The organism is Streptomyces sp. NPDC056835 (assembly GCF_042789485.1).
Lineage (GTDB): Bacteria > Actinomycetota > Actinomycetes > Streptomycetales > Streptomycetaceae > Streptomyces.
Window position 1 is genome coordinate 102,753 of sequence record NZ_JBHUBB010000002.1, and the last position, 19,527, is coordinate 122,279.

General features: G+C 71.4%; 16 protein-coding genes and 1 pseudogene. 3 read left to right on the forward strand and 14 right to left on the reverse strand.

Features of this window, described 5'->3' with window-relative positions; translation table 11 throughout:
* Window positions 1–75: 75 nt before the first annotated feature.
* Window positions 76–1,503 (reverse strand): PLP-dependent aminotransferase family protein, encoded by a 1,428-nt coding sequence (locus ACFRMN_RS02960; RefSeq protein ID WP_383012344.1) that lies wholly within the window; start codon window positions 1,501–1,503, stop codon window positions 76–78.
* Between the two features lie 47 nt (window positions 1,504–1,550).
* On the opposite strand from ACFRMN_RS02960, the gene ACFRMN_RS02965 reads away from it, so the two are divergent.
* A complete protein-coding gene (locus ACFRMN_RS02965; RefSeq protein ID WP_383012347.1) occupies window positions 1,551–2,108 on the forward strand; it encodes a carboxymuconolactone decarboxylase family protein in 558 nt (185 codons plus the stop codon).
* A gap of 254 nt (window positions 2,109–2,362) precedes the next feature.
* On the opposite strand, the gene ACFRMN_RS02970 is transcribed toward ACFRMN_RS02965, so the two are convergent.
* From ACFRMN_RS02970 to ACFRMN_RS03010, 9 genes and pseudogenes are all read right to left on the reverse strand, one after another.
* The gene (locus tag ACFRMN_RS02970) at window positions 2,363–3,331 is read right to left on the reverse strand and encodes an ABC transporter substrate-binding protein (RefSeq protein WP_383012350.1); all 969 of its coding nucleotides are present in this window, start codon (window positions 3,329–3,331) and stop codon (window positions 2,363–2,365) included.
* A 139-nt stretch (window positions 3,332–3,470) separates the two neighbouring features.
* A pseudogene (locus tag ACFRMN_RS02975) lies at window positions 3,471–5,456 on the reverse strand (ABC transporter permease); the annotation flags it as partial.
* Entirely contained in the window at window positions 5,453–6,709 is a 1,257-nt protein-coding gene (locus ACFRMN_RS02980; RefSeq protein WP_383012353.1) for a glycine betaine/L-proline ABC transporter ATP-binding protein, read from the reverse strand. The gene ACFRMN_RS02980 and the pseudogene ACFRMN_RS02975, both read right to left, overlap by 4 nt.
* Window positions 6,706–8,307, reverse strand: a complete 1,602-nt coding sequence (locus tag ACFRMN_RS02985; RefSeq protein ID WP_383012356.1) for a GMC family oxidoreductase — start codon at window positions 8,305–8,307, stop codon at window positions 6,706–6,708. The genes ACFRMN_RS02980 and ACFRMN_RS02985 overlap by 4 nt, the downstream gene beginning before the upstream one ends.
* A gap of 39 nt (window positions 8,308–8,346) precedes the next feature.
* Window positions 8,347–9,849 carry an aldehyde dehydrogenase family protein gene (locus ACFRMN_RS02990; RefSeq protein WP_383012358.1) on the reverse strand — a complete coding sequence of 501 codons (1,503 nt, stop codon included), beginning with the start codon at window positions 9,847–9,849 and terminating at the stop codon, window positions 8,347–8,349.
* Between the two features lie 174 nt (window positions 9,850–10,023).
* Window positions 10,024–10,530: a hypothetical protein gene (locus ACFRMN_RS02995; RefSeq protein WP_383012361.1), complete on the reverse strand. Its 507-nt coding sequence runs from the start codon at window positions 10,528–10,530 to the stop codon at window positions 10,024–10,026.
* Entirely contained in the window at window positions 10,530–10,775 is a 246-nt protein-coding gene (locus tag ACFRMN_RS03000; RefSeq protein ID WP_365750804.1) for a helix-turn-helix transcriptional regulator, read from the reverse strand. Before ACFRMN_RS03000 ends, ACFRMN_RS02995 begins: the two co-directional genes overlap by 1 nt.
* Before the next feature lie 166 nt (window positions 10,776–10,941).
* Window positions 10,942–11,931 carry a malate dehydrogenase gene (locus ACFRMN_RS03005; RefSeq protein ID WP_351420613.1) on the reverse strand — a complete coding sequence of 330 codons (990 nt, stop codon included), beginning with the start codon at window positions 11,929–11,931 and terminating at the stop codon, window positions 10,942–10,944.
* 277 nt (window positions 11,932–12,208) lie between these two features.
* Entirely contained in the window at window positions 12,209–13,312 is a 1,104-nt protein-coding gene (locus ACFRMN_RS03010; protein ID WP_383012365.1) for an XRE family transcriptional regulator, read from the reverse strand.
* Window positions 13,313–14,121: 809 nt separating this feature from the next.
* On the opposite strand from ACFRMN_RS03010, the gene ACFRMN_RS03015 reads away from it, so the two are divergent.
* On the forward strand, window positions 14,122–14,310 hold the full coding sequence (locus ACFRMN_RS03015) for a peptidoglycan-binding protein (protein WP_383012368.1): 189 nt from the start codon (window positions 14,122–14,124) through the stop codon (window positions 14,308–14,310).
* 130 nt (window positions 14,311–14,440) lie between these two features.
* Here ACFRMN_RS03015 and ACFRMN_RS03020 read toward each other — a convergent pair whose 3' ends face one another.
* On the reverse strand, window positions 14,441–15,148 hold the full coding sequence (locus ACFRMN_RS03020) for a DUF3017 domain-containing protein (RefSeq protein ID WP_383012371.1): 708 nt from the start codon (window positions 15,146–15,148) through the stop codon (window positions 14,441–14,443).
* 37 nt (window positions 15,149–15,185) lie between these two features.
* The gene (locus ACFRMN_RS03025; RefSeq protein ID WP_383012374.1) at window positions 15,186–16,049 is read right to left on the reverse strand and encodes a bifunctional methylenetetrahydrofolate dehydrogenase/methenyltetrahydrofolate cyclohydrolase; all 864 of its coding nucleotides are present in this window, start codon (window positions 16,047–16,049) and stop codon (window positions 15,186–15,188) included.
* 270 nt (window positions 16,050–16,319) lie between these two features.
* Between ACFRMN_RS03025 and ACFRMN_RS03030 the strand changes: the two genes are divergently transcribed.
* The gene (locus ACFRMN_RS03030) at window positions 16,320–16,946 is read left to right on the forward strand and encodes a hypothetical protein (protein ID WP_383012377.1); all 627 of its coding nucleotides are present in this window, start codon (window positions 16,320–16,322) and stop codon (window positions 16,944–16,946) included.
* A 138-nt stretch (window positions 16,947–17,084) separates the two neighbouring features.
* Here the strand turns inward: ACFRMN_RS03030 and purH are convergent, their stop codons facing one another.
* Window positions 17,085–18,647, reverse strand: coding sequence for a bifunctional phosphoribosylaminoimidazolecarboxamide formyltransferase/IMP cyclohydrolase (gene purH, locus ACFRMN_RS03035; RefSeq protein WP_383012380.1), 1,563 nt, complete (start codon window positions 18,645–18,647; stop codon window positions 17,085–17,087).
* A complete protein-coding gene (gene purN, locus ACFRMN_RS03040) occupies window positions 18,644–19,279 on the reverse strand; it encodes a phosphoribosylglycinamide formyltransferase (RefSeq protein WP_383012383.1) in 636 nt (211 codons plus the stop codon). Before purN ends, purH begins: the two co-directional genes overlap by 4 nt.
* Window positions 19,280–19,527: the final 248 nt, after the last annotated feature.

A 19,527-nucleotide genomic window follows, 5' to 3' on the forward strand; every position in this document is an offset into this window, starting at 1 on the left:
TTACTCCCTACGGACCCGGTACGGCGGTACGAGCCCGCCCCCAGCCGCGACCCCCGGCGCGACCCCCCGCGCGGCTCACGGCAGTACGCGGCACAGCGCGTCCAGCGCGCCCGTCCACGCGCTGTCCGGCGGGGTGGCGTAGCCGACCACCAGGGCGTCGCGCCCCGGCGGGGCCGAGGGGTGGGTGAAGTGGGACATGCCCTCCAGCGCGAGCCCCTGCCAGGCCGCCGCCCCGACGACCGACCGCTCGCTGCCGGCTGGCAGTTCGAGGACGGCGTGCAGGCCGGCCGCGATCCCGCTCACGCTGATGCCGGGCGCCCGGTCCGCCAGCGCCTCCACGAGCTGGTCGCGGCGGCGGCGGTAGCGCAGCCGCATGGAACGGACATGACGGTCGTACGCGCCCGAGGCGATGAACTCCGCGAGCGTGAGCTGGTCCAGCGCGCTCGACGCCCACTCCACCTCCCCCTTCGCCGCCACCACGTCCCCGGTCAACTCCTCGGGCAGCACCAGCCATCCGAGCCGTAGCCCCGGCGCCAGGGACTTGCTCGCCGTGCCGACGTACACGACCCGCTCGGGGTCGAGCCCTTGAAGGGCGCCGACGGGCTGGCGGTCGTACCGGAACTCCCCGTCGTAGTCGTCCTCCACGATCAGCCCGCCCGTACCGCGCGCCCAGTCCACAACCGCCGCGCGCCGGTCGGGGTGGAGCGCCACACCCGTCGGGAACTGGTGCGCGGGTGTCAGCAGTACCGCGCCGACGCCACGGGCGCCCGCCGGGGCGGACAGCTCCGCCAGGTCCTCGGTCCGCGTGCCGCGCGCGTCCACCGCGAGCGCGGGGGTCCGCAGCCCGGCCCCGGTCAGCAGGTTCCGGTGCACATCGAGGCCGTACGCCTCGGTGGCCACCGCCCGCACCCCGCGCGCGGCCAGGACCTTACCGAGCAGGGACAGACCGTGGACGAAGCCCGAGCAGACGATGATCCGCCGGGGGTCGGCGTACACGCCGCGCGCCCGCGCCAGATAGTCGGCGAGGACGGTACGCAGCTCGATCCGGCCCCGCGGGTCGCCGTACCCGAAGGCCTCGTGCGGCGCGGCCGTCAGCGCCCGGCGGGCGGCCGTGAGCCACTGCGCCCGGGGGAACGCGGCGAGGTCGGGGGTGCCCGGCATCAGGCTGTACGCGGGCCCGCGTACGACCGGCCGTGTTCTGGGCGCGGCGGGCGCGGCTCTGCGGGGTGCGGCGCGCCGGGCCACCCGGGTCCCCGAGCCCTGCCGCGCGGTGAGCCAGCCCTCGGCGACCAGCTCGGCGTACGCGTCGGCGACGGTGTTGCGGGCGATGCCCAGATCGGCGGCGAGCGAACGGGAGGACGGCAGCCGGGTGCCGGGCGCGAGGCGGCCCGTACGGACGGCGTCGCGCAGGGCGTCCATGAGCCCGGAGCGCAGCCCGGAACCGCGCAGCTCCAGATGCAGATCGACACCGGCGATCGACGTATTGGCCCAGGAATCCGTCATGGAAGTGGACCATACCGGGGTGCCACTGGGCGCGTAGCGTCGTATCCATGACGACGACAAACACGACCAGGACAGACACAGCGACGGCGGACAAGGCGACGGCGGACAAGGCGAGCGCGTCCACGGAGTACGCCCCGGAGCACAGCCCCCGCCTGAACATGGCCAAGCTCGCCCCCGAGGTCTACAAGGCGATGGTCCGGCTGGACGCGGCGGCCCGGCAGGGCGTCGATCCCACCCTCCTCGAACTGGTCAAGATCCGCGCTTCCCAGCTCAACCACTGCGCGTTCTGCCTCGACATGCACACCAAGGACGCGCTGGCGGCCGGTGAGTCGGTGGAGCGGATCATCCAGCTCAGCGCCTGGGAGGAGTCGCGGCACTTCTACACGCCGAAGGAGATCGCGGCGATCGAGCTGACCGAGGCGGTCACCGTGCTGACCGACGGTTTCGTGCCGGACGAGGTGTACGAGAAGGCCGCGGCCCACTTCGACGGGACCGAGCTGGCCCATCTGATTTCCGCGATCACGGTGATCAACGCCTGGAACCGGTTCGGGGTGACCACCCGGATGGCCCCGGGCCACTACACCCCCGGCCAGTTCAAGCACTGATCGCCCCAGCGAGTCGAGAGGTCACGCGCCCGGCGAGGGTCCATCCGCCGGAGCGTCATGAGGCGCGCGGCCTCTGAGGACAAACGCCGATCGACCGTCTCGCCCAGGAGCTTCCTGGTCCGACGAGTCTTCCACTGCGGGAGTGAACCGCGGCTCACGAACCTTGCCGCCGGGGTGGCCACGCCCGACGACGAGCCGTTCCGCCATCGTCGGGCCCCGGCCCCCGTTCCTACTTCGCCGCCGGCCCCTTCCGCCTACTTCGTGAGCCACTTCTTCCAGGTCGGCTCATTCGCCGTGACCCACTTCGCGGCCGCCTCCTCCGGGGAGAGCTTCTGCTCCGCGATCATCAGGGCGACCTCGTTCTGCTGCTCGGTCGTCCAGGTGAAGTTCTCCAGGAACCGGGCCGCGCTCCCGCCCTTCTTCGCGAAGTCCGCGTTGAGGAACTTCTGGAGCGGGGTGTGCGGATAGGCACAGGCCACCTTCTCGGGGTCGGCGTCACAGCCCTCCTTGTACGCCGGGAGCCTCACCTCCGTCATCGGCACCTTCTGGAACAGCCACTGCGGCTTGTACCAGTAGGTGAGGAAGGGCTTCTTCTCCTTGGCGAACTGCTTGATCTGGGTGATCTGCGCCGCCTCCGAGCCCGCGAAGACGACCTGGTAGTCCAGATCCAGGTTGTTCACCAGCGCCTTGTCATTGGTGACATACGACGGCGAGCCGTCGAGCAGCTGGCCCTTGCCGCCGCTCTCCGCGGTGCGCAGCTGGGAGGCGTACTTGTCGAGGTTGCGCCAGTCCGTGACGTCCGGGTGCCGCTCGGCGAAGTACGTCGGTACGAACCAGCCGATATGGCCGGTCACCCCGAGGCCGCCGCCCGGCGCGATCGTCTTCTTCTCCTCGACGTACCGCGCTTCCTGCTCCGGGTGGCCCCAGTCCTCCAGGATCGCGTCGACCCGGCCCTGGCTGAGGGCGTCCCAGGCGGGGACCTCGTCCACCTGGACGGTGTCCACGCGGTAGCCCAGCTCGTGTTCGAGCAGATACGAGGTCACCGCCACGTTGGCCTGCGCGCCGACCCAGGACTGCACGGAGAGGGTGACGGTCTTCGCGCCCTGCGCGTTGGCGTACGGGGACGCCTGCTTGGTCATGTCGGCCGCGCCGCAGCCGGTGACCGCGAGCAGGGCACCGGCCGAAGCGAGAGCCAGAGCCGCGTGGGTACGGGTACGAGCCATGTCAGGCCGCCTTCCTGGTCCGGTCGGCACGACGTTCCGTACGACGTTCCGTACGACGTTCTGTACGGCGTTCCGTAGGGCGTGGCGTACGGCGTTCCGTAGGGCGTGGCGTACGGCGTTCCGTACGACGTGGCCTACCGCGTGGCGTACGGCGTTCCGTGGGCTGGGTCACCCGGTCGAGCATCAGACCGAGGCAGACGATGGCCGCGCCCGCGACGAGGCCGGTCGCCAAGTCGCCCTGGGCGAGCCCGAACACGACGTCGTACCCGAGCGCCCCGCCGCCCACCAGACCGCCGATGATGACGACGGCGAGCACCAGCACGACGCCCTGGTTGAGCGCGAGGCGCAGCGCGGGCCCCGCGAGCGGCAGTTGGACCTGGCGCAGCTGCTGGCCGCCGGTCGCGCCGAGCGAGCGTGCCGACTCCATGGCGGCCGGATCGACCTGGCGCAGGCCCTGGGTGGTGATACGGACGACCGCCGGCAGCGCGTACACGACGGCCGCGGCGACCGCCGGGGCGCGCCCGACGCCGAAGAGCGCGACCACCGGGATCAGATAGACGAACTGCGGCAGGGTCTGGAAGACGTCCAGGACGGGCCTGAGCAGTGCTTCCACCCGGGAGCTGCGGGCCGCCGCGATGCCCGTGGCGAAGCCGATGACGAGCGTGACGGCGACGGCCGCCAGTACCTGCGAAAGCGTGTCCAGCGACGGCTTCCACACCCCGAGGACACCGATCGCGGCCATGGCGAGTACGGCGATCAACGCGGTCCGCCAGGTGCCGATCAGCAGCGCGAGGGCGGCGACCAGCAGCAGGACCGTCCACCAGGGCAGCGCCTGGAGGCCGCCGCGCAACGGGTCGAGCACCCAGGTGGTGAAGCGGCCGGCCCAGTCGGCGGTGCCGCCGATGACGGGGACTCCGGAGTAGAGGTGGGCGGTCATCCAGTCGACGGCCCGGTTGACGGGCTCGGCGATGTTCGCGGTCCAGGTCTCGGGCCAGTCGAGCCGGTCCGCGAGGCGCCCGGCGACGGCGACCGCGGCGGTCACCACGGCCACCACACACCAGCGGCCCCAGCCACCCCAACCGCCCCAGCGACCCCGGCCGCGCACGCCGCGGTCCCCGGCGCCGGAACCGGCCGCCGCCGTCGTACGGTCCAGGACCACCGCGAGCAGGACGATCGGCAGCCCCGCCGCGAGCGCCGCGCCCACATCGACCGACGCCAGCGCCTGGTACACCCGGTCGCCGAGTCCTCCGGCGCCGATCACGGACGCGATCACGGCCATCGAGAGCGCCATCATGATCGTCTGGTTGAGACCGAGCAGCAGTTGCTTACGGGCGAGCGGCAGCCGGGCCGTCAGCAGCCGCTGCCGGGCGGTCGCGCCGAGCGAGGAGACGGCCTCCATCACCCCGCGGTCGGCCTCGCGCAGCCCGAGCGCGGTCAGCCTGGCCATCGGCGGAGCCGCGTAGACGACGGTCGCGAGGACCGCCGCCGGGACGCCGATGCCGAAGACCAGCACCACAGGCAACAGATACGCGAAGGCGGGCAGGACCTGCATGGTGTCGAGCAGTGGCCGCAGCGCCCGGTACAACCGGTCGGAGAGCCCGGCGGCGAGGCCGAGCAGGGCTCCCAGCACCACGGACGCGGTGACGGCGACCACCATGAGAGCAAGCGTCTGCATGGTGGGCACCCACATACCGAGCACCCCGCAGACGGCGAACGACACGACGGCGGTGAGGGCGAGGCGCCCGCCCGCGACGCGCCAGGCGATCAGCCCGGCCGCCGCGGTGACCCCGGCCCAGCCGGCCGCGAGCAGCAGCAGGTACACGCCGCGCACGGAGAGCACGACGGCGTTGCTGATGTGCCCGAAGAGGTAGAGGAAGAGCGGGTGACTGTCGCGGTTGTCGATGATCCAGTCGCTGGCGCCGCCGAGCGGCCCGGACAGATCGACGGTCAGGGCGTCGGGCCAGGCGGTGCCCGGCCAGCGGGTGAGGGCCAGCGGTACGAGGACCACGGCGAACAGGACGAACGGCAGCAGCTTGCCGAGCGCGTGGTCGCGGGCCGAGGAAAGCGCGGCGGGCGGGCCCGTACGGTCGACGGGCGCGGTGGTCGCGGAGGTCGCGGCGGTCATCGGAGCGCCGCCTTTCCGGCCTCCGCCCTCGCTCCGGGGGCTCCGGGCACTCCGGGCACTCCGGGCGGCTCCCCGGGACCCGTCATGCCCGCCGTTCCCGCCACCACGTTCAGCAGGCACTCGCGGTCCACGACCCCCAGCAGCCTGCCCCCGTCGACCACGCGCGCCGCCGCGTCCCCGGAGCGCGCGACCGCCTCGATCGCCTCGGAGACGGTCGCGGTCGGCGCCAGCGCGGGCCCGGAGCCGGCGTCGCCCGCCAGCGGGCGCCGCATGGCGGCCCCGACGGTGATGACCTGCTCGCGCGGTACGTCACGGACGAAGTCCCGTACGTACGCGTCGGCGGGCCGGCCCACGATCTCCTCCGGCGTGCCCAGCTGTACGACACGGCCGTCACGCATCAGCGCGATCCGGTCGCCGAGGCGCAGCGCCTCGGTCAGATCGTGCGTGATGAAGACCATCGTGCGGTGCTCCTCGTGGTGCAGCCGGATGACCTCTTCCTGCATGTCCCGGCGGATCAGCGGATCGAGGGCGCTGAACGGCTCGTCGAAGAGCAGCACTTGAGGGTCGACGGCGAGCGCGCGTGCCAGCCCGACACGCTGCTGCTGACCGCCGGAGAGCTGGCCGGGACGGCGGTCCTCCATCCCGTCGAGGCCGACCTTCCCGATGACCTCGGCCGCCTTCTCCCGGCGCTGGGCCCGGCCCATGCCCTGGATCTCCAGGCCGTAGGCGACATTGTCGAGGACCGAGCGGTGCGGCAGCAGACCGAAGTGCTGGAAGACCATGGCGGCGCGGTGGCGGCGCAGTTCGCGCAACCGGGCCCTGTCCATCGACAGCACGTCCTCGCCGTCGATGGCGATGGCGCCCGCGGTCGGCTCGATGAGCCGCGTCAGACAGCGGACGAGCGTGGACTTGCCGGAGCCCGACAGCCCCATGACGACGAAGACCTCGCCCTTGCGGACGTCGAAGGAGACATCGCGTACGGCGGCGGTGCAGCCGGTACGGTCGCGCAGCTCGGCGGCATCGAGTGCGGCGAGTTCCGGGTCGCCGGGGACGCGGTCCGCCTTGGGGCCGAAGACCTTCCAGAGGTCGCGTACGGCGAAGACCGGCGGCCGTTCCCGCACCTCGCTCTCCGTGCCGGGCGGGGTGAGGTCCCTGCCCGCCGGATCGTCCCCGTATGCCGTCTCCGCCGATGTCGCCGCTGTCTCCGGTGTTTCCGCTGTCTCCGCTGTCTCCGGTGTTTCCGCGTCGCTCATCGCTTCGGGCCCTTCTGATCGTCATGAGCCTCGTCGCGGGCCTCGGTCAGCAGCTGGGCACACTTCTCGCCGACCATCAGGACCCCGATCATGGGATTCACCGCGGGCATCGTCGGGAAGACGGACGCGTCGGCGATACGGATGGCCTCAAGCCCCCGGATTCTCAGATCGGGTGCCACCACGGCCTGTTCATCGCCGGCGGCGCCCATCCGGCAGGTGCCCGCCGGGTGGTACACCGTGTGCGCGCACTTCCTGGCGTACTCACTCAGCTCCTCGTCGGAGGTGACCTCTGGCCCCGGGCAGACCTCCCGCTTCAGCCAGGCCGCCAGCGGCTCGGCGGCGGCGACCCGCCGCGCGATCCTGATGCCGTCGACAAGGGTCCGGCCGTCGTAGTCGTCCTCGTCGGTGAAGTAGCGGAAGTCCAGGGCCGGTTTGACCTCCGGGTCCGCGCTCGTGAGGTAGAGCCGGCCGCGGCTGCGCGGCTTGGGGATGTTCGGGGTCATCGACACGCCGTGCGCGGGGCGCTCGTACCCCAGCCGCTCCGGATTGTCGGTGAACGGGATCTGGTAGAAGTGGAACATCAGGTCGGGGCCCTCGGCCGCCGGATCGCGCCGGACGAACAGCCCCGCGTCGGAGTCCATCGCCGAGTTCTCCGGGATCGGCCCGTCCGTCTCCCAGACGATCACGGACTCGGGGTGGTCGAGCAGGTTCTCCCCGACACCAGGCAGATCGTGGACGACGGGTATGCCGAGCTTCTCCAGGTCGGCGCGCGGTCCGATGCCGGAGTGCAGCAACAGCCGAGGAGTGTCCACGGCGCCAGCGCAGACGAGGACTTCGCGCCGGGCCTCGATCAGCCGCTCCTCGCCGTCCGCCGTCCGTACGCGCACGCCCGTGGCGCGCGTGCCCGCCAGCTCCAGCCGGAACGCCCAGGTCTCCAGCAGCAGTTGCAGGTTCGGCCGGTCCAGGAACGGATGGAGATACGCGACGGACGCCGACGACCGCTTGTTGTTCTCCGGGTGGTACGCGAGGTCGAAGAAGCCGGCGCCCTCGTGGAAGGGCTTCTTGTTGAAGCCCTCGACGCGCGGGACGCCCAGCGCGTCGCGCGCCGCGTCCACGAAGTCACGGGCGATGGGATTACGGTCCCGCTCGTCCACCGGCACGATGTTGTTCCGCAGCCGGCCGAAGTACGGGTCCATCGCGGCGGCGTCCCAGCCCTCGGCCCCCGCCGCCGCCCACTCGTCCCAGTCGGAGGGCAGCGGCTTGAAGGCGATCAGCGTGTTGTGCGAGGAGCAGCCGCCGAGCACCCGGGCTCTGCTGTGCCGGATGTGCGAGTTGCCGCGCGGCTGCTCGGTGGTCGGATAGTCGTAGTCCAGCTCACCGCCCAGCAGGCCCATCCAGCGCCGCAGCGTCAGCACGTCGGGGCGGTCTACGTCGGAGGGGCCGCCCTCGATGACGGCGACGGTGATATCCGGATTCTCGGTGAGGCGGGAGGCGATCACCGACCCGGCGGTGCCGCCGCCGACGACGACATAGTCGTACACATAGTCAGGCGTCGGCTCGTACGCGGGCTCGGGCTCGGGCGCGACCGTGGTTCCCATGGCTGGATCTGCTCCTCTGCTTGCGGTGACGCGGGGTCGTCAGCCCGCGAACCAGCGGACCGGGCGCGGTGCGAGGTTCTGGTAGATGTGCTTGGCCTCGCGGTATTCGGCGAGCCCCGCGGGCCCCAGCTCCCGTCCGATGCCGGACTTGCCGAAGCCGCCCCACTCCGCCTGCGGCAGATACGGGTGGAAGTCATTGATCCAGACGGTGCCGTGCCGCAGCCGTCCCGCCACGCGCCGCGCGCGCCCCGGGTCCGCGCTCCAGACGCCGCCCGCGAGCCCGTACTCGGTGTCGTTGGCGAGGGCCACGGCCTCGTCCTCCGTACGGAAGGTCTCCACCGTCAGCACGGGTCCGAAGACCTCTTCCCGTACGACCCGCATCTCGCGGTGGCACTGGTCGAGCACGGTCGGCTCGTAGAAATAGCCCTCGGCGGGCCGGACGTCCGACGGCTCGGGCCGCTTGCCGCCGGAGCGCAGCACGGCGCCCTCGGCCAGGGCGGACGCGACATACTCCTCGGTCTTCGCCAACTGCCGCGCGGAGACGAGCGGTCCGCACTCCACGCCCCGCTCCGTGCCGCGTCCGAGGCGGATCCGCCCGGCGCGGCGGGCGAGTTCACCGACGAAGCGTTCCCGTACGGACGCCTCGATGATCAGCCGCGCACCGGCGGAGCAGACCTGGCCGCTGTGGATGAACGCGGCGTTCAGCGCCTGGTCGACGGCGGTGTCGAACCCCTCGTCGGTGGCGCAGGCGTCCGCGAAGACGACGTTCGGGTTCTTGCCGCCGAGTTCGAGGGCGACCTTCTTCACGCCGGGCGCGGCGGCGCGCATCACCCGCGTACCGCTGCTGAGCCCGCCGGTGAACGAGACGAGGTCCACGTCCGGGTGTTCGGACATCCGGGCGCCCACCGGGTCACCCGCGCCGGTCACCAGGTTGGCGACGCCGGGCGGCAGGCCCGCCTCGGCGAGCAGGTCGATGAGGTCGACCGTGGTGAGCGGGGTCAGCTCGCTCGGTTTGACGACAAAGGTGTTGCCCGCGGCGAGCGCCGGGGCGATCTTCCAACTCGCTTGCAGCAGCGGGTAGTTCCAGGGGGTGATCAGCGCGCAGACACCGACGGGCTCATGGACGACCACGCTGTGGACGGTGTCCGAGCCGGCGTCGACGACCCGGCCGCCGCTCTCGTTCATCACGAGATCCGCGAAGTAGCGGAAGGCGTCGGCGACACAGTCGACGTCGACGCGCCCCTCTTCCAGGGTCTTGCCCGAGTCCCTGCTCTCCAGCAGCGCTATCTTCTCGCGGTTGCGGATCAGCAGATCGGCGGTGGTCCGCAGCAGCCGGGCCCGCTCGGCGACCGGGGTACGGGGCCACGGGCCCTCGTCGAAGGCCGTACGCGCGGCGGCGATCGCGGCGTCGGCATCCTCGGCGCCGCCCTCGGACACGACGGCGAGGACCGTCGCGTCGGCGGGGTCGAGGATGTCCCGTGTGGCGCCGGAGGCGGCTTCACGCCACTTTCCGTCCACATGAATCGTCTGTTGTGCCGACACGTCGCGTATCGCCTTCCATTCCCGGAGCGTTCACCACCAGCAAGAACTGGCGATCCGGGCGCCTGCCCCAAGGCGCGGAAAGCATGCGTACCGGGTGACCCGAAGTGCTCGGGGTCACCCGGCCGGGGCGTGTCCACCGGTCCGCACCCCCGTGCCGGACCGGCGGTCCGCCGGTCAGTCCTCGTCTGGCTCGTCCGGGACCGTCAGTCCGGCCACCCAGTGGGGCATCAGCGCGTGCACGATGAACACCTCGACCAGTACCGGAGCGATCAGCGCCTCGACCCGTACGTCACCGAGCCAGCTGAGCGCACCGGTGCCGACGGCGGCGGCCAGCAGCAGGAGCGAGGTCAGCCGGTGGGCGCGCGCGAGGACGCGGTCGCGCTCCCTGAGCTGACGCTCGTCCAGCGCACGGCTGCGCAGTTCCAGCAGCCCGCGCGTGGCTCCATTGATCACGCCGTTCGCGACACACCACGGCAGCAGCACCCCGAAGAGGACGAAGAGAGGCCACATCCGCTCGGCGAAGACTGCGGTGATCCAGGCAGCGCTCCCAATGGCGGTCAGCGCGATATGCGCACAGACGACCGCGCGCCTGCGGGCGGCCGTCGCGTAGAACGGCCGCCCCTCACGCCTGTTCATCACCGCGTACAGGCTCCGGTCGTACTTGGTCAGTCCTGTGGTCATCACTGCTTCCTCCCGTAGACCTCGTCCGTGAGCGGGCTGAAGGGTTCGAGGGAGAACAGCGCCTCCACGGGGAGGCCGAAGAACTCCGCGATCCTCAGCGCCAGGTCGAGGCTGGGGTTGTACTGGCCCCGTTCGATATAGCCGACCGTCTGGTAGTGGGCCCCGACCGCCTCGGCCAACTGCTGCCGGGACACCTTCCGTTCGGCCCTGACGACCGCCAGCCTATTGTGAACCTGCTCGCTCATGTATAAGAAGTACTACATTCGGGTGGACGTACGCAACAGCTCGCAGGTGCGCTGCGGCCTTCCGGCGGCTCCCCGGACACCGAAAACGCCCCCGGCGAGAACCGGGGGCGTTCGGGGGAAGAGGTGAGTGAGGGAAGAGGTGAGCGGAGGAAGTGGTGAGTGGGGGTCAGATCAGACCGAGTTCGCGCACCGCGTCGCGCTCCTCGGCGAGCTCCCGCACCGAGGCGTCGATCCGGGTCCGCGAGAAGTCGTTGATCTCCAGGCCCTGGACGATCTCGTACGCACCGTTCTTGGTGGTGACGGGGAAGGAGGAGATCAGCCCCTCCTCGACACCGTAGGAACCGTCCGACGGGATACCCATGGAGGTCCAGTCGCCCTCGGCCGTGCCGTTGACCCAGGTGTGGATGTGGTCGATGGCGGCGTTGGCGGCGGAGGCGGCCGAAGAGGCGCCGCGGGCCTCGATGATCGCCGCACCGCGCTTGGCGACGGTCGGGATGAACGTGTCGGCCAGCCACGCCTCGTCGTTGACGGTCTCCGCGGCGTTCTTGCCTGCGATCTCCGCGTGGAAGATGTCCGGGTACTGCGTGGCGGAGTGGTTGCCCCAGATCGTCAGCCGCTTGATGTCGGAGACGGCGGCGCCGGTCTTCGCGGCGAGCTGCGAGATGGCGCGGTTGTGGTCGAGGCGGGTCATCGCGGTGAAGCGCTCGGCCGGTACGTCGGGCGCGGCGGCCCGCGCGATCAGCGCGTTGGTGTTGGCCGGGTTGCCGACGACGAGGACCTTGATGTCGTCCGCGGCGTGGTCGTTGATGGCCTTGCCCTGCGGCTTGAAGATGCCGCCGTTGGCGGCGAGCAGATCGCCGCGCTCCATGCCCTTGGTACGGGGGCGGGCGCCGACCAGCAGCGCCACGTTGGCGCCGTCGAAGGCGACGTTCGGGTCGTCCGTGATCTCGATGCCGCTGAGCAGCGGGAAGGCGCAGTCGTCCAGCTCCATCGCGGTGCCCTCGGCGGCCTTGAGGCCCTGCGGGATTTCGAGGAGACGCAGCTTGACCGGCACATCCGAGCCGAGCAGATGGCCGGAGGCGATGCGGAAGAGCAGCGCGTAGCCGATCTGGCCGGCCGCGCCGGTGACGGTGACATTCACGGGAGTGCGGGTCATGGCGATCTCCGTAAGACAGCTGGCGGTGGGGGTCCCTGCCCCTGGTGCGGGGACATCTCCCCGTCGCTGAACTGAATCTTGACGTGAAGAGATATCCAGCGGTCAGGCTATCCGACCCGGGACACCCCGGACCCACGCACCCTTGTGGCACGGCTCACGACAGGGGCGGGACGGCGTGGCGGCCTCGCGGCCTCGCGGCGCGGCGGCGTGGCGGCCTCGCCGCGTGCCGGGGTGCGGCGGCCTCGTGGCGTACCGGGGTGCGGCCCGTGGGCCCGGGTCACCGTACCGGGGTGCAGCCCGTCTCGCCCGAGGCGAGGGTCGCGCATGCCTTGGCGCCCGCGGAGTCCGGTGAGGCGACCATCGGGGTGTAGGCGTTCGTGGCCGTCTCGACCTCGCCGGTCTGGCCGCTCGTCTCCCCGCCCGCGGTGATCCGTACCTCGTCGCCCAAGGCCGCCTGGGTGATCCGGGCCCAGGCCGCCGAGCAGGTCTTGCTGTAGCGGACCTCGATCAGGGTCGTACCGACGGTCGCGCTGGAGACGGTCTCGACGAACTCGCCGCCGCATCCCATCTCTTCGGGGTCCTTCCCGGTGCAGGCGTCGCCGCCGCACTTCACCCCGGCCGGCAGTACGGGGGCGCTGCTGGACGGCGAGGGCGACGGGGACTCGGCGACGGTCCGCTCACCGCCGTCACCACCGAGATCGGTCAGCAGCACCGCGCCGGCTATCACCAGCGCCGCGCCCACGACACCCGCGACGAAGATCGTCATCTTGCGCCGTCCGCGCTCGCGGCCCCCCGCCACCGGCGGCGGCCCGGCGGGAGACGGGCCCCCGGGCCGCGGCGGACCGCCGGGACCGCGCTGCTGCGGTACGGAGGGCACCCCGGGCCCGCGTACGGCACCGAAGTCGACGGTCGCACCGGCCGGCCGGCCCGCCGGACCGCCGGGCCCACCCGGGCCGGCGGAACCGCCCGGCCTTCCGGAGCCGCCGGCCGCCCTGCCGGAGCCTCCCCCCTGCCTGCCGGAGCCGCCGGCCGGGTTCTGGCCGAACTCCCCGAGCGCCGACCGCGCCTGGGAGATCCGTATCGCTTCCATCGTCATGTCGTGGCGCATCTCGGACCGGCTCCAGGCGCGCTCCGCCAGCTCCCACATCGTGGTCAGATGCCCCTGATGCGTGCCCGTCACCTCGGCCAGCGCGACGATCGCGCCCTTGGGCGCGAGCAGCCGCCCGTTCAGATAGCGCTCCCACGACGTCTTGCTGTAGCCGGTCCTGTCGGACACGGCGGCGATGCTCAGGCCACTGCGGTCGACGAGCCCGCGCAGCTGGCTCGTGAACTCGCTGACCTCCGGATCGAGCCCCTCCGGTAGCGCCTTCCAACGAGGCATTCTGTGCCTCCCCCTTGTCCCCCCGCACGTGGTAAATGTGCCCCGCGCTGTCATCCCCCGCCGCCCCGTCGCCCTCCCCGGCGGCCGGTGGCGCCCTCCCCCGGTCACTCACCGCCGTGGGCCGCCCGTCTCGGGCTACCCACGGGGATGCACCGGGCAAGGATGTCAGTTCCTCGATCGACAGCGCACAGGAGCATTCGGGACGGTCTTCACGCCCCGTTGCGCGCCCCCGTACCGAACCCCGCACAGTCTCGCATCCGTTGCCCATTGATCACACCACGGCGGAATAGTCACTTCCGTGCCGCGGGCACCGGGCGAACCATGAATGATCCTGGCCGGTCCGTGACGTCTGTCCGGTCCTTACTGGCGGCCGGGGCCGGTCCTTCCTCGGGGGAGATGACGAGTGCCATCACGTGTGTTCACGACGCGGGCGCCGCCCGGCGCGCGTGGCCCAGACACTCCTGTTCACCATGTCCACCTCATGCGTGATCGGACCCTCCAGAGTTCCTCGTCCCCTTTCCTCCCCCCGGACGGCGGCCTCGCAACACCCGGTCCCGCGGGCGGCCACGCGCCGCCGCCATCCGGACAGGCCACCGCACCGCGACAACCGGCCCACGGCGTCCCACGACATCCCATGGGATGCGGCGTCCCCACAGGTCAGAGTCGCGCGCGTCCCACAGATGCCCGGTTCGACGGGTTGCCTGGCGGCGGTACGAGGTGACGCGGAACAGTCTGTGGTGCACACCGGGCGGCGCGGTCCACCCCGCGCCAACAACGTTTACGGCTGGACGGCGCACTACAGCAGCACCATGACCGCCGTCATCGGCGTGGGCAACACGGGCAGCCACGTCACCGAGGCGCAGTGCATGCTCCTCGGCTGGGACTTCGACCCGAAGGGCGTGGACGGCGTCTTCGGTGCCAACACGGCGGCCGCCGTCAAGAGGTTCCAGAATGACCAGAGGATCTCGGCCGACGGCGTCGTCGGCAAGACCACATGAAGCCGGCTGCGCAACCCCCAGTGATCCGCCTCATCGCGTGATCGGGCCGCACACGTACGGCGGCCCGTCCTCCCCGGGGGAGAGGACGGGCCGCCGTCACAGGTCATGGCACACGCCGCCGTGGCACACGCTAGGGAACCGACGAGTGGACGACGTCCTCCAGGAACGGGATCTCCAGCCACGGCTTGGGCTGCGTCATCAGGCTGAGCAGCACGATCGCGAGGCCCAGCAGGCCGTACGTGAGCATGTCGGTGAAGCGCGACCGTACGGCCAGCATGCCCACGGAGGGCAGTACGCGCCGCAGGACGGCGCCGCCGATGAGGGCCACGCCGATCAGGATCGTGCCGACCCGGAACGCCTCCGCGAAGGGGTGCGTGCCGACGATCAGCAGTCCGAGAGCGGTCGTCCCGAGGACGCTGAGCAGCGGCCACTGCCTGACGGGCGCCGAGGCGTCCGAGGGCGCGGCCCGGCCGCCGCCCTCGGGGCGTGCGGTGTCCCGGGTGAGCGAGAAGCGCCGGCCGCGCTGCTCCGAGGTGCCGCTCCCGTCCGAGGTGCCGCTCCCGTCCGGAGTGCCGGTCCCGTCCGGGGCGTCAAGGGCGTCGGTCGTGCCCAAGGTGTCGCCCGAGGTGTCGGTCGTACCCGAGTCGGTCGTACCCGAGTCGGTTGTACCCGAGTCGGTCGTGTCCGGGACCGCAGGCACCACGGGCACCACAGGCACCACAGGCCCCGCGGCCACCACCGACGCGGGCTCCGTGACCGCCTGCCCGTCGGCCTCCGACGCCTGCCGTGTCCCGCGCCGCGACCGGGCCGCGTCGCCCGCGCTCGTACCAGCACCCATCAGTGGCTCCCCTTTCCGGTTCCGGTTCGGCTCGCGTTCAGCCCGCGTCCGCGACGGCGCGTTCGGCCGCCTCGACCACATTGACGAGCAGCTGGGCTCGGGTCATCGGACCGACGCCGCCCGGGTTCGGCGAGATCCAGCCTGCCACCTCGGCGACGTCCGGGTGGACATCGCCGACGATCTTGCCGTCCCCGTCCCGGCTGACCCCGACATCGAGGACGGCCGCACCCGGCTTCACGTCCTCGGGCTTGATGATGTGCGGCACCCCGGCGGCGGCCACGATGATGTCGGCCTCCTTGAGGTGCGCCGACAGATCACGGGTGCCGGTGTGGCACTGCGTGACCGTCGCGTTCTCGGACTTACGGGTCAGCAGGAGCGGGATCGACCGGCCGACGGTGATCCCGCGCCCCACGACCACGACATGCGCGCCCTTGATCTCGACGCCGTGGTGGCGCAGCAGCTGGATGATGCCGTACGGGGTGCAGGGCAGCGGCCCCGTCTCGTTGAGCACCAGCCGGCCGAGGCTCATCGGGTGCAGCCCGTCGGCGTCCTTGACCGGATCCATCAGCTCAAGCACCCGGTTGGTGTCGATGCCCTTGGGCAGCGGAAGTTGCACGATGTAGCCGGTGCACTCGGGGTTGGCGTTCAGCTCCGCGACCACGGCCTCGATCTCCGCCTGGGACGCGGTGTCGGGCAGTTCGCGCTGGATCGAGGCGATACCGACCTGGGCGCAGTCGCGGTGCTTGCCGTTCACGTACCAGCGGCTGCCCGGGTCGTCACCGACCAGCAGGGTGCCGAGCCCGGGTGTGACGCCACGCTCCTTGAGGGCCGCCACGCGGGCGGTCAGATCGGATTTGATCGCGGCTGCGGTGGCCTTGCCATCGAGAATCTGGGCGCTCATACCCCCATCCTCGCGGATGACCCCTCCCCGGTTCCAATTCGTGTCCCTTCCTGAGACGACCTGGGGGTTCGCCCGCCCCGCTCACAGCCGCCGCGGGAGGTTGCGCTTGCACAACGCCCGCCTATAGCGACTGGACAAAATAAGACGTGGATAACACGATTGCGGGCGCAGTACGCGGCCGTCGACGGGGGGCAGACCGCTCACTTCTGAGAAGTTCCTCCTCCGCGTGGGTCGCACCGTCCCCGCATTACCCAACGGAGGAACCCCGCCATGAGCTTCGGCGACCCCAACAACCCGTACGGCCAGCAGCCCCCGCCCGGATCAGGCCAGCCCCAGGGTCAGCCGGGCTACGGCCAGCCCCAGGGCCAGCCGGGCTACGGCTACCCGCAGGGTCAGCCGCAGCAGCCCGGCTACGGCTTCCCGCAGGCGCCGCCGGTCCAGCCGTACGGCGGCGGTGGCTTCCCCGGCGGCCCGACGGAGATGCCGGGCGGGGTGAAGGCCGCGCGCGTGATGCTGTGGGTCATCTCCGGTCTCTGCCTCATCGGGACACTGATCTTCTTCGGCGCCGCCGCGTCGCTCAGCGCGGCGAAGGACAACGAGACCCTGCAGAGCGACTCGCAGTTCCAGGATCTCGTGGATCAGTCGAGCGGCGTCCTGTACGCCCTCGGCGCGCTGGCTCTCGTGTGGCTGGTCCTGTCGGCCGTCCTCGCCACGAAGGTCAAGAACGGCGGGAGCGGCGTCCGGGTCACTCTCATCGTCTTCGGCGTCGTGACCGCTGTCCTCGCCATCTACCCGTTCACCGTGTTCGGCATCGTGCACCTCGTTCTCGCCATCCTGATCGCCGTCTTCGCCGGCAAGTCGGACGGCGCCGCCTGGTTCCAGCGTCCGCGCCACTGACGGTCCGCCAGTGCGCTCCTCAGCGCGTCGTGGATGACGTGAAGGCCGTAATCCCCGCTGTTCGGCGGGAGATTACGGCCTTCCGGCGTTCCGTCGTCCCCTTATCGGCAGGGGTCTCAGAGGGGGCTCAGTGGGGGCTCAGTGGAAGAAGTGCCGCGTCCCCGTGAAGTACATCGTCGCGCCCGCCTTGCGCGCCGCCTCGACGACCAGCTCGTCACGGACCGAACCGCCCGGCTGCACCACCGCCTTGACGCCCGCGTTCAGCAGGATCTCCAGCCCGTCGGGGAACGGGAAGAACGCGTCGGACGCGGCGTACGAGCCACGCGCCCGCTCCTCGCCCGCCCGCTCCACCGCGAGCTTCGCGGAGTCCACGCGGTTGACCTGGCCCATACCGACGCCCACCGACGCCCCGCCCTTGGCGAGCAGGATCGCGTTGGACTTGACCGCGCGGGACGCCTTCCAGGCGAAGGCCAGTTCGCGCAGCTCCGCCTCGGAAAGCGCCTCTCCGGTCGCGAGGGTCCAGTTCGCCGGGTCGTCGCCGTCGGCCTGGAGCCGGTCGGTGACCTGGAGCAGCGCGCCCCCGTCGATCGGCTTGACCTCCACGGCCGCGGACGGAGCCTCGGGACAGCGCAGCACGCGGATGTTCTTCTTGCGCGCCAGCACCTCGACCGCGCCGTCCTCGTAACCGGGCGCCACGATGACCTCGGTGAAGATCTCGGCGACCTGCTCGGCCAGCGCCACGGAGACCGGACGGTTGACGGCGATCACCCCGCCGAACGCGGACAGCGGGTCGCAGGCGTGCGCCTTGCGGTGCGCCTCGGCGACATCGTCACCGATCGCGATGCCGCACGGATTGGCGTGCTTGATGATCGCGACACAGGGCTCGGCGTGGTCGTACGCGGCACGGCGCGCGGCGTCCGTGTCCGTGTAGTTGTTGTACGACATCTCCTTGCCGTGCAACTGCTCGGCCTCGGCGAGGCCGCCCTCGGCTCCGGTGTAGAGCGCGGCGGGCTGGTGCGGGTTCTCGCCGTACCGGAGCACGTTCTTCCGCGTGTACGTGGCGCCCAGGAAGTCCGGGAGTCCCGAGTCGTCGGGTGCCGCGTAGTCCGCCGCGAACCAGGAGGCCACGGCCACGTCGTACGCGGCCGTGTGCTGGAACGCCTCGGCGGCCAGCCGCTTGCGGGTCGTCAGGTCGAAGCCGCCGTCCCGTACGGCGCCGAGGACATCCCCGTACCGCCCGGGGCTGGTGACGACCGCGACCGAGGGGTGGTTCTTGGCGGCGGCGCGGACCATCGAGGGCCCGCCGATGTCGATCTGCTCCACGCACTCGTCGGGGGTGGCGCCGGAGGCGACCGTCTCACGGAACGGGTAGAGGTTCACCACGACCAGGTCGAACGGCTCGATGTCCAGCTCCGCGAGCTGTTCGCGGTGCGAGTCGAGCCGGAGGTCGGCGAGGATGCCGGCGTGGACGCGCGGGTGCAGCGTCTTGACCCGGCCGTCCAGGCACTCGGGGAAGCCGGTCAGCTCCTCGACCTTGGTGACCGGCACCCCGGCGGCGGCGATCCTCCCCGCGGTGGAGCCGGTCGAGACCAGGGTGACGCCCGCCTCGTGCAGCCCGTGGGCCAGCTCTTCCAGGCCCGTCTTGTCGTAGACGCTGACCAGCGCTCTGCGAATGGGGCGCTTCGTACCTTCGGCGGTCACTGGATTGTTACCTTTCGTCCCTCAATGCGATAGCCGTGCCGGGCGAGACGCCCCACGACCTCGACGAGCAGGCGTCGCTCGACTTCCTTGATGCGCTCATGGAGAGCGTCTTCATCGTCCTCGTCCCGCACCTCGACCACGCCCTGCGCGATGATCGGGCCGGTGTCGACACCGTCGTCGACGAAGTGGACTGTGCAGCCGGTGACCTTCGCTCCGTAGGCGAGCGCCTCGCGCACACCATGGGCACCGGGAAAGCTGGGGAGCAGCGCGGGATGGGTGTTGACGACCCGCCCGCCGAAGCGCGCGAGGAACTCCTTCCCCACGATCTTCATGAAGCCGGCCGAGACCACCAGATCCGGCTCGTACGCCGCCGTCGCCTCGGCGAGCGCCGCGTCCCAGTCGTCGCGGCTCGGGTAGTCCTTCACCCGGCACACGAACGTGGGAAGCCCGGCGCGCTCGGCGCGCTCCAGCCCCGCGATGGAGCCGCGGTCCGCGCCTACGGCCACGACCCGCGCGCCGAAGGCCACCGGATCGTCACCGATCGCGTCGAGCAGGGCCTGCAGATTCGTACCGGATCCGGAGACCAGGACCACGAGCCGGGCCGGGCGGGCGGAGGAGGGCGGGGAGGCCACGGCGGGCGCCTTTCTGGGAGCGAGCACAGCCTCGCGGGTCGTGCGGAGTTGTCGCGTCGTCGTGCGGGGATCAGGGATCGTCGGGTGCTGGGCGGCGTTGTGCGGGCGGCTGCTTGAGTCTGCTTGAGTCGTCGTACGGTTTGTGTGGTCGTACGAACGAATCAGGTCCCCCGATACGGGGAACTCTACGAAGAAGCCGACCGTCAGCAACGATACCGGCACACCGAGCGGCCCCCACGGGACGGGGG

Bases quoted from the DNA above. Each gene is read 5' to 3' on its own strand.
- ACFRMN_RS02960 (WP_383012344.1), bottom strand. From the start codon at position 1,503: ATGACGGATTCCTGGGCCAATACGTCGATCGCCGGTGTCGATCTGCAT.
- ACFRMN_RS03015 (WP_383012368.1), top strand. From the start codon at position 14,122: ATGACCGCCGTCATCGGCGTGGGCAACACGGGCAGCCACGTCACCGAG.
- ACFRMN_RS03005 (WP_351420613.1), bottom strand. From the start codon at position 11,931: ATGACCCGCACTCCCGTGAATGTCACCGTCACCGGCGCGGCCGGCCAG.
- ACFRMN_RS03000 (WP_365750804.1), bottom strand. From the start codon at position 10,775: ATGAGCGAGCAGGTTCACAATAGGCTGGCGGTCGTCAGGGCCGAACGG.
- ACFRMN_RS03020 (WP_383012371.1), bottom strand. From the start codon at position 15,148: ATGGGTGCTGGTACGAGCGCGGGCGACGCGGCCCGGTCGCGGCGCGGG.
- ACFRMN_RS02995 (WP_383012361.1), bottom strand. From the start codon at position 10,530: ATGACCACAGGACTGACCAAGTACGACCGGAGCCTGTACGCGGTGATG.
- ACFRMN_RS02980 (WP_383012353.1), bottom strand. From the start codon at position 6,709: ATGAGCGACGCGGAAACACCGGAGACAGCGGAGACAGCGGAAACACCG.
- ACFRMN_RS02970 (WP_383012350.1), bottom strand. From the start codon at position 3,331: ATGGCTCGTACCCGTACCCACGCGGCTCTGGCTCTCGCTTCGGCCGGT.
- ACFRMN_RS03030 (WP_383012377.1), top strand. From the start codon at position 16,320: ATGAGCTTCGGCGACCCCAACAACCCGTACGGCCAGCAGCCCCCGCCC.
- ACFRMN_RS03010 (WP_383012365.1), bottom strand. From the start codon at position 13,312: ATGCCTCGTTGGAAGGCGCTACCGGAGGGGCTCGATCCGGAGGTCAGC.
- ACFRMN_RS03025 (WP_383012374.1), bottom strand. From the start codon at position 16,049: ATGAGCGCCCAGATTCTCGATGGCAAGGCCACCGCAGCCGCGATCAAA.
- ACFRMN_RS02985 (WP_383012356.1), bottom strand. From the start codon at position 8,307: ATGGGAACCACGGTCGCGCCCGAGCCCGAGCCCGCGTACGAGCCGACG.
- ACFRMN_RS02965 (WP_383012347.1), top strand. From the start codon at position 1,551: ATGACGACGACAAACACGACCAGGACAGACACAGCGACGGCGGACAAG.